At 40.3% G+C, this 8472-nt stretch carries 9 protein-coding genes; 7 read left to right on the plus strand and 2 right to left on the minus strand.

Annotated elements, in window-relative coordinates; all coding sequences use genetic code 11:
- Nucleotides 1-72: 72 nt before the first annotated feature.
- From EWV60_RS20990 to EWV60_RS21010, 5 genes are all read left to right on the plus strand, one after another.
- Nucleotides 73-1116 (plus strand): DNA cytosine methyltransferase, encoded by a 1044-nt coding sequence (locus tag EWV60_RS20990; protein WP_287234473.1) that lies wholly within the window; start codon nucleotides 73-75, stop codon nucleotides 1114-1116.
- A gap of 182 nt (nucleotides 1117-1298) precedes the next feature.
- Nucleotides 1299-1991 (plus strand): hypothetical protein, encoded by a 693-nt coding sequence (locus EWV60_RS20995; protein WP_016517049.1) that lies wholly within the window; start codon nucleotides 1299-1301, stop codon nucleotides 1989-1991.
- 331 nt (nucleotides 1992-2322) lie between these two features.
- Nucleotides 2323-2658, plus strand: a complete 336-nt coding sequence (locus tag EWV60_RS21000) for a hypothetical protein (protein ID WP_002776760.1) — start codon at nucleotides 2323-2325, stop codon at nucleotides 2656-2658.
- A 177-nt stretch (nucleotides 2659-2835) separates the two neighbouring features.
- Nucleotides 2836-3309, plus strand: a complete 474-nt coding sequence (locus EWV60_RS21005) for a tRNA (cytidine(34)-2'-O)-methyltransferase (protein WP_287234478.1) — start codon at nucleotides 2836-2838, stop codon at nucleotides 3307-3309.
- 225 nt (nucleotides 3310-3534) lie between these two features.
- On the plus strand, nucleotides 3535-4122 hold the full coding sequence (locus EWV60_RS21010; RefSeq protein WP_002776764.1) for a hypothetical protein: 588 nt from the start codon (nucleotides 3535-3537) through the stop codon (nucleotides 4120-4122).
- 14 nt (nucleotides 4123-4136) lie between these two features.
- Here EWV60_RS21010 and EWV60_RS21015 read toward each other — a convergent pair whose 3' ends face one another.
- Nucleotides 4137-4493, minus strand: a complete 357-nt coding sequence (locus EWV60_RS21015) for a 4a-hydroxytetrahydrobiopterin dehydratase (protein WP_004162302.1) — start codon at nucleotides 4491-4493, stop codon at nucleotides 4137-4139.
- A 233-nt stretch (nucleotides 4494-4726) separates the two neighbouring features.
- On the opposite strand from EWV60_RS21015, the gene EWV60_RS21020 reads away from it, so the two are divergent.
- Both EWV60_RS21020 and bchB read left to right on the plus strand, forming a co-directional pair.
- Entirely contained in the window at nucleotides 4727-5323 is a 597-nt protein-coding gene (locus tag EWV60_RS21020) for a nucleotide-binding protein (RefSeq protein ID WP_002740297.1), read from the plus strand.
- Nucleotides 5324-5478: 155 nt separating this feature from the next.
- The gene (gene bchB / locus EWV60_RS21025; protein ID WP_002770669.1) at nucleotides 5479-7005 is read left to right on the plus strand and encodes a ferredoxin:protochlorophyllide reductase (ATP-dependent) subunit B; all 1527 of its coding nucleotides are present in this window, start codon (nucleotides 5479-5481) and stop codon (nucleotides 7003-7005) included.
- Nucleotides 7006-7052: 47 nt separating this feature from the next.
- Here bchB and EWV60_RS21030 read toward each other — a convergent pair whose 3' ends face one another.
- Complete coding sequence (locus EWV60_RS21030) at nucleotides 7053-8180, minus strand: class I SAM-dependent methyltransferase (RefSeq protein ID WP_287234484.1); 1128 nt, start codon at nucleotides 8178-8180, stop codon at nucleotides 7053-7055.
- Nucleotides 8181-8472: the final 292 nt, after the last annotated feature.

Here is an 8472-nt window from a genome sequence, read left to right on the forward strand (position 1 = left end):
TATACTAAAATCTAAGATAGCCAGTTTAATATCGTCTCTGGGATCAAAACGGAAGCTTAGAATAGAGAAAATATGTGGACTTTTATTGATTTATTTGCCGGTATAGGAGGATTTAGAATCGCTCTAGAGAATCTCGGTTGTCAATGCGTTTTTTCCTCGGAAATCGATCCTCACTCCCAAAAGGTTTACTTAGCTAACTATGGTCATTTACCTGATAATCAAGACATCAGAAAATTAGAGGCAAAAACTGTCCCCGATCATGATATACTCTGCGGCGGTTTTCCCTGTCAAGCCTTTAGTATCGCCGGCAGAAAACACGGTTTTGAAGATGCACGCGGAACCTTATTTTTTGAAGTTGCCCGGATATTACACGAAAAGAAACCGAAAGCTTTTATCTTAGAAAATGTCCAGGGTTTAGTCCATCATGATCGAGGTAAAACTTTAAAAACTATTTTAGATATATTAGAAAAGGATTTGCATTATTTTGTCCCTAGTCCCCAGATTTTAAATGCCAGATATTTTGGGGTTCCTCAAAACCGTCCCCGAATTTTTATCGTCGGTTTTCGAGAAGATTTAAATATTTACCATTTTTCCTATCCTCAACCAACCCATCAAGAAACTTGTCTCAAAGATATTCTAGAAGAAAAGGAAGTCAGCGTTAAATATTATCTCTCTAATCAGTATTTAGAAACCTTGTTTAAACACAGGGCCAGACACCAAAATAAAGGTAATGGGTTCGGTTATGAGATTATTTCTCCCGATGGGATCGCTAATGCTATTGTGGTGGGAGGTATGGGAAAAGAAAGAAATTTAGTTATCGATCAAAGACTGACTAATTTTACTCCCGTTACTCGCATCAAGGGAGAGGTAAATAAGTTATTCGTCCGCAGAATGACCCCCAGAGAATGGGCAAGATTACAGGGATTTCCCGATAGTTTTCAGATTGTTGTTAGCGATGTCCAAGCTTATAAACAGTTCGGCAATTCTGTGGCTATTCCCGTGGTAAAAGCAGTGGCAAAAGAGGTGATTAAAGCTTTAGATTTATCCAGAAATTCTCAAGAAAATATCAGGGTTAAAGACCTAGAGGGGAGACAATTAGAGTTATTGTCAATCTGAGGAACAATAACAATTTTTTCTAGGGGTTTGGGTATAGGACAGCGTTTCTTATCAAGATGAAGTATAACCTAATTTGCTATGGACGACCGACGACAGGCTCCCCAAAACCAAAACTTCCTATCTCACCGTTAAGATAACTGCTATAATAATGGTTAATTATTTAATCAATGCGATTGCTGTTTATGCTGAAGTCTGACTGGATTAAATTAATCAATGCTATTCGTCTCCGAAAAAAAGAATATAATGGCACGGATGGAGATATTCATTATAGCTTCTATTACAAGAAAACTTCTAACAATAGAGGCTATGGAGAGGGGGGAGATATGGTTGATTTAAGTTATGATGAATGTTCCTTGGGATTGAGATATAAAGGAGATAGATTTTATTTAACGTCTGTCTATGGTCATACCGTATGTTGTTGTCGTCCTAAATACGATAGTTATGTGTTAGAAAAAATACAAAAATATCATTCTAGAGAAGAATTTATACCTCATATATGTCCTGGTCATCCCACTACAGCTTCTGGTTGCAGTTTTAGCAATGATAATGACTTTTTATATTATGCGGGTTTTTATACCGCCGCTTTTTTATACGCTTTTGATGTCAAAGATCCTAAGCTACAATTAATTGACAAAGAATGGATTGTTTTTGATTCTAAATTCGGCTATTTTGATTTTGCCACCTATTTTTCTAATCATCAAGTTATCCCAATTAAATTACCGATCCCAAAATTTATTGATCCCAATCATACATCAGTATTAAAACTAGCAGAAGGGGTAGAAATAAACGATAAAGATCATACTAATTATCAGCAATCTTCCCAATACTTAGATGAGATCAGAAGGGAAATTAAAGATGGTTTACTTGACCAATAATAGAGTAAATCGGGATAATAAATGCCTCTCTTGTCCTTTGTCTAATAATTTTTACTCATTAAATATCCGTTCCTTAACAAGAGCTTGATTTTTTTCCTACAAATGAGAGATTACCTAACGCACTCTACCTAAAATTTTCTTAATAAATAGGCTATAAGCAATGTTTTTTCTAGCAGCAAAATAGGATTCTGACTAGACGCGGTTTTTCCTTAGAGGTAACAATAAAAGAGCAGCAGAGGTGATGGTTTCGCTGGTTGTGCTTGTTAAAGGTATCTTGCTTATACTACACTTGTAGCACCAATAGGTTTTAGTATTTGGGAGAAAAAAAATTATGCGGACAATCACACGCACCACCACTACCGAGATGGAAGTCACCAGCATTCGTCTGGAAAGAGTCCTCAAAGACAAGCTGAAAGAGATTTCTGGCAATCAAGGTTATCAAGCACTCATTCGCGATGTCTTATGGAATTTCGTTCAGCAGAAATCAGGAGATTATCGACCTCAGTTTTGTGCTGGTGATATAAGGGCAGTATTTAACGCTACAGCTAGAAAAAATGAGATTTGCGCTCTTACAGGCAATTTAATCCCCGCTAATGCAACAATGTTGTTAGGTTTGACCATCCATGGCGATTTAGTCCCGTTGAGTATGGATAGTTATACCAATTAAATTAAAATAAGTTTGACTAGGGTGGGGCAGAATCTAGTATAGTTAGTCCTCACCCAAGGGAGATGGGAAGTGGGAATTATAAATTTAAATTATCAATTATGAATTGAGAGGTGGGGAGTTTTTTGCCGTGAACAGTGAACTGATAACCGATAACCGATAACTGATTACTGATTAATGATGACTGAAGCGATTTTACGAGTGGTTTTAATCAATCCGCAAATTCCGCCAAATACGGGTAATATTGCCCGTACTTGCGCCGCAACGCGGACAGAATTGCATTTAGTAGGTCCCTTGGGTTTTGAAATTAGCGATCGCTATCTGAAGCGGGCCGGCTTAGATTATTGGCCCCATGTAAAACTCATGTACCACTTGACAATTAATGACTTCTGTGTATATCAGCAAAAGAGCGGCGGAAGGGCGATCGGGTTTACAGTGCGCGGCAGCAGCAGTTATGTCGAATACAGCTATCAAAGCGGAGATTGGCTACTTTTTGGCAGTGAAACCGACGGTATTCCAGCAGATTTATTAAATAAGTGCGATGACACGGTTTATATTCCCATGGCAGAACCGGGGGTGAGAAGTTTAAATCTTTCCGTTAGTGTGGCGATCGGATTATTTGAGGCCAGACGACAATTGGGATTTATTCGTTAGCGGGATATTTGGCTATATAAACAGAGCAAATAAATTAAATTGAGCAAAAAATCAGAAAATTGCTTTTATTTAGCTCATTTTTGACCATATCAGGAAAAATAGAGATCGCAGTCAATTTTGTCCGTAATAACAGCAAGAAATTATGTGGATTATCCTAGAGCAAATTAATTGTTGCTCCTTGTTAATTACATAATTTATTGAAAATAAAAAGGCAAGATGAGGCTCATGAATATCTTCGACCTTTCTCGAAAACATTTTGGCAATCTACAGCTTTTTAATCGGCAAAAATCCACCTCTGGCTTAACTCAAGTCGAGATGTTAGTTACCCTAATTTTATTAGGAATTCTCTTAACTATTGCCCTTTCTGTTTATCATCGTTTAATGGCTTGGATTCGCTTAAATATCGCCACCTTTGAAATATCACAACATTGGAAACATACCCGTTATCAAGCGACGGGAGAAGGTTCTGATCCCCTATCTTTGTGCATGGCAGAAAATGAAACCCAACAGATTAAAGTGGCAAAAGTGCAAGGGGACAAATGTGAAAATGTCACCGATTGGACTCCCATCACTCGCGGTGTTAGCATCGATACTAATAATTCTACCCTACGCCGAGTTAGTGGACCTGTGGGTAATCAAGGGACAATTTATCGCGCTAGTTGGGCCGATACAAGGGGGGGTTTAGGAGGTTCTTGGGGACAGTTAGGCAGAATTACTTTAGTTGCTTCCGGTACACCCGACAAACGCTGTTTATTTTTATTCCGTGTTGATGGTAGTTGGGATATTCGCAAAGATAATAGCTGTGTGCTTTAAAGGCTGATTTAAAACTAGGGAATCAGACGATCAATTTGTTGAGCTAAATCAAAATCTAAGTTACTCAAACCTCCCACGTCATGGGTAGTGAGGGAAAGAGTAACGCGATTGTAATTGATGGTAATATCAGGATGATGGCCTAGGGATTCAGCCGGAGTAACTAAGCGATTAACAAAAGCGATCGCTTCGATAAAATTGTTAAATTTAAAAGTTTTTTCAATCCGTTGATCTCGTAACTGCCAGCCCGGGATAGTCTGTAATTGTTGGGAGATTTCTCGATCAGATAAACGAGTAGCGGGTAAAGAGAGGACTAATTCCCCAGTTAACCCAATCATGAAAGCGATCGCTATTGCTAAGAATTGCTTCAACATTGAAGACGCTCCCGTAGTTGTGGTGAGCAGAAAAAGTGATCGATCGGGAGAGCATAAGCCCAAAATCTAACATAAAATCCAACATTAAGAAACACATTACACCAAAATATCGAGAGAGCCAGGCTCAAAAATCTAGAATCCTGACTGATAGCCTTTCTGGGGGGAAACTTAAACGGTTTTCAGTCCGTCTGGGATTACACTAGAAAATACTCACTTATTCGATCAAGCCGTTCATGATTATTTCCGTCGTAGCACTGAAGGGAGGGGTCGGGAAAACCACCACATCGATTCATTTGGCCGCCTATTTTCAAGAAAAAGCGCCCACCTTATTGATTGATGCGGATAAAAATCGTTCGGCTCTCCATTGGTCCCGGGAAGATACCCTTCCTTTTATGGTAGCGTCCCAAGCTGGAGCGACGGGACTGGTAAAACAATACACTCATATTATCGTCGATACCCAGGCCCGGCCGGAGCCAGACGAGTTAAAAGATTTAGCTCAGGGCAGCGATTTATTAATTTTACCCACCACTCCCAATCATCTCGATATCGATGTCACCATTAAAGCGGCAGAATTGCTGTCCACGATGACCGATAATTATCGAGTTCTGTTAACACAAGTGGATTCACGGACAAAAACAGGACGGGAAGCGCGGAAAGCTCTAGAAGAAGCAAAATTACCGCTATTTAAGCGAGAAATTCCCCGTTTAGTCGCTTTTGAACGAGCGGCCGAAAAGGGAGTCATCGTCAAAGATTATCCCGACCCCCGGTCGAATTTCGGTTGGCTTTGTTACCAAGCGGTCGGTAAAGAAATTTTTGCCCTCATGACATAAATTGTTAAAAAAGTTAATATTAACATTTGTGTCATTTTCCCCCGAAAAGATACTTAATCTGCATGGGGACTTTTTGTAATCTTCCGTTAAGTGTTCACTCCTAAATCCGTAAAGTCTGAGACAATCAAAAAAGTCTGACTGTAGGAGAACCCTCTATGAAATTGGCCTATTGGATGTATGCGGGTCCCGCTCATATTGGCACGTTAAGGATCGCCAGTTCCTTTAAAAATGTTCATGCTATCATGCACGCTCCTCTGGGAGACGATTATTTTAACGTCATGCGCTCGATGTTGGAAAGGGAGCGTAATTTTACCCCCGTCACTGCTAGTATTGTCGATCGTAATGTTTTAGCCCGGGGTTCCCAAGAAAAAGTCGTCGATAATATTGTTCGCAAAGATCGCGAAGAAAGTCCCGATTTAATCGTTTTAACCCCCACCTGTACCTCCAGTATTCTCCAAGAGGATTTACAAAACTTTGTCGAAAGAGCGCGACAGGATGCCCAAGGAGATGTGCTGCTGGCCGATGTCAACCACTATCGCTATAATGAGCTACAAGCGGCCGATAAAACCCTCTATCAAATTATCAAGTATTATCTCGATAAGGCCCAGAGAAAAGGGGAAATTATCTCCCAGAAAACCCCTAAACCTTCGGTTAATATTATTGGTATTACCACCCTCGGTTTCCATAACCAACATGATCGCACAGAATTAAAGCGGTTAATGGCAGATTTGGACATTGAAGTTAACGAAATTATCCCCGAAGCTGCTTCGGTGGACAACTTAAAAAATCTGCCCCGCGCTTGGTTTAATCTGGTTCCCTATCGAGAAGTGGGATTAATGACAGCCAAATATCTCGAAAGTGAATTTGCTATGCCTTACGTTGATATTACCCCCATGGGAGTGGTGGAAACAGCACGCTGTATTCGCCAAATTCAAGAGGTAATTAATGCTCAAGGTGCGGCAGTAGATTACGAAGATTTTATCAATGAACAAACTCTGCATATCTCCCAAGCTGCTTGGTTTTCTCGTTCCATCGACTGTCAGAATTTAACCGGGAAAAAAGCGGTGGTTTTTGGTGATAATACCCACGCAGCCGCTATGACAAAAATTCTCGCCAGGGAGATGGGAATTCATGTGGTTTTAGCGGGGACTTATTGCAAGTATGATGCCGATTGGTTCCGGGAACAAGTGAGTGAATATTGCGATGAAGTGTTAATTAGTGATGATAATGGGGCGATAGGGGATGCTATTGCTCGATTAGAACCAGCGGCGATATTTGGTACTCAAATGGAACGTCACGTCGGCAAACGTTTAGATATTCCCTGTGGAGTAATTGCCGCACCTATTCATATCCAAAATTTCCCCCTCGGTTATAAACCTTTCTTAGGTTACGAAGGCACTAATCAGATCGCCGATTTGGTCTATAATTCCTTTACTTTGGGTATGGAAGATCACCTATTAGAGATATTCGGTGGTCATGATACCAAAGAGGTAATTACTAAAGGTATTTCGGCAGATTCTGACCTAAATTGGAATAAGGAAGCTACGGTAGAATTGCAGAAAATACCCGGTTTTGTGCGCGGGAAAGTCAAACGAAATACCGAAAAATTCGCCCGGGAGCGAGGGATTGGTGAAATAACTTTAGAGGTAATGTATGCCGCTAAAGAATCCGTAGGAGCTTAATCATTTCTTAGGGCTGAAAGTTAACAGCATTCAGCCCTTTTTTTTAGTTATTTACTTAATCCCTGAAGTATTCTTTCCTCTACTCCTTTCCCCTGAATTAACACTCCAAATCCTCCTAAACCGGTGGGATTGATTAATTGATGTAGGGCATCTCGACGCTGAAATATAGTTAATATATCGATTTTTCCTTGAGAAAGTTGATTTAATCTATCTCCCAATCCCAAAGCCATTAAAAATAATCCTTGCTGAGTAAAACCGAGATTTTTTAAGCCTAATTTCTCCCCTTGACGTTGTAAAGCAGTAAAATCCACATGAGTGGTAATATCTTGTTCTCCCACCCACAAATAAGGATGATCATGACGCTGGTGTTGTCGATAACATTGTAGGGTTCCTTGACTTCTTTGGGGATGATAATATTTTTCGGCAGTGTAACCGTAATCTATGGTTAAGATATAACCTCGATCGAGTTTCCGATTAACCGTTTCTAACCAGTCTAAAGCTAATAAGTTTACCTCGGTTTGATAACCCTCCGGATAAAGTGGGGAGGGAATATTTATCCCCACTAAATCAAAATAGTCTTTGATTCTGTCGGTGGATAAATCTGCGATAATCTCCTGAAAAGGTTCCCCCAATCCCAGATAAATTTCTCGTAATTCTCCCGACTCAATCACAACTCGATGGACAGGAAAAGCATCGATTAATTCATTACTAAACACACAACCCACAAGGGAATTATCAGCTAAATTCGGCCAACTTTGCCAAGATACCGGGGAATATCCCGCTAAAGTTGCCCGTTGTCTTTCCCTGAGTTTCTGAGATTGTTCGATAATTATATAACTGAGATTTTGATAAAAATCAGCATAGCTATCACTTAAATAATCAAGGATATCCTTCGCTAAAATCCCCGAACCTGCTCCCACTTCCACTAAAGTAAATCCAGGCGAATTGCCCAAAAATTCCGCCATCTCGACAAATTGCTCTGCTAACAATTGGCCAAAATCTGCCCCTAGGGACGAGGAAGTAAAAAAATCTCCTTTTGAGCCAATTTCTACTTTTCCAGAGGTGTAATAGCCATAATCAGGGTGATAGAGAGCTAAATCCATCCAGCGCTCGAAGCTAATTCGACCCGCTACTGATTGTTTAATTTCCTCTAGGATGATTGTCTCTAAATTCATCTTGATCGGGGAATTATGAATTATGAATTATGAATTATGAAATGGGAAGTGGGAATTAGGAATTATGAAATGGGAAGTGGGAATTAGGAAGTGGGAATTAGGAAGGGTGCATCTAACATTTGCAAAAATACCGACAATCAGCAATTATCAGTGACTCTTAAATTATTACAGACGTATCAGCAGCTGCGTGTAAGCATCCCACCGAAAAACTAATGCGCGGGGGGTTTGGGGGCGGCGCCACGCCCCCAACGGGGGGTTTGGGGGGTAGAACCCCCCAAAGGCTTGGATTGAG

Origin of the sequence: Microcystis sp. Msp_OC_L_20101000_S702, from assembly GCF_007095705.1 — a bacterium.
Taxonomy (GTDB): domain Bacteria; phylum Cyanobacteriota; class Cyanobacteriia; order Cyanobacteriales; family Microcystaceae; genus Microcystis; species Microcystis ichthyoblabe_A.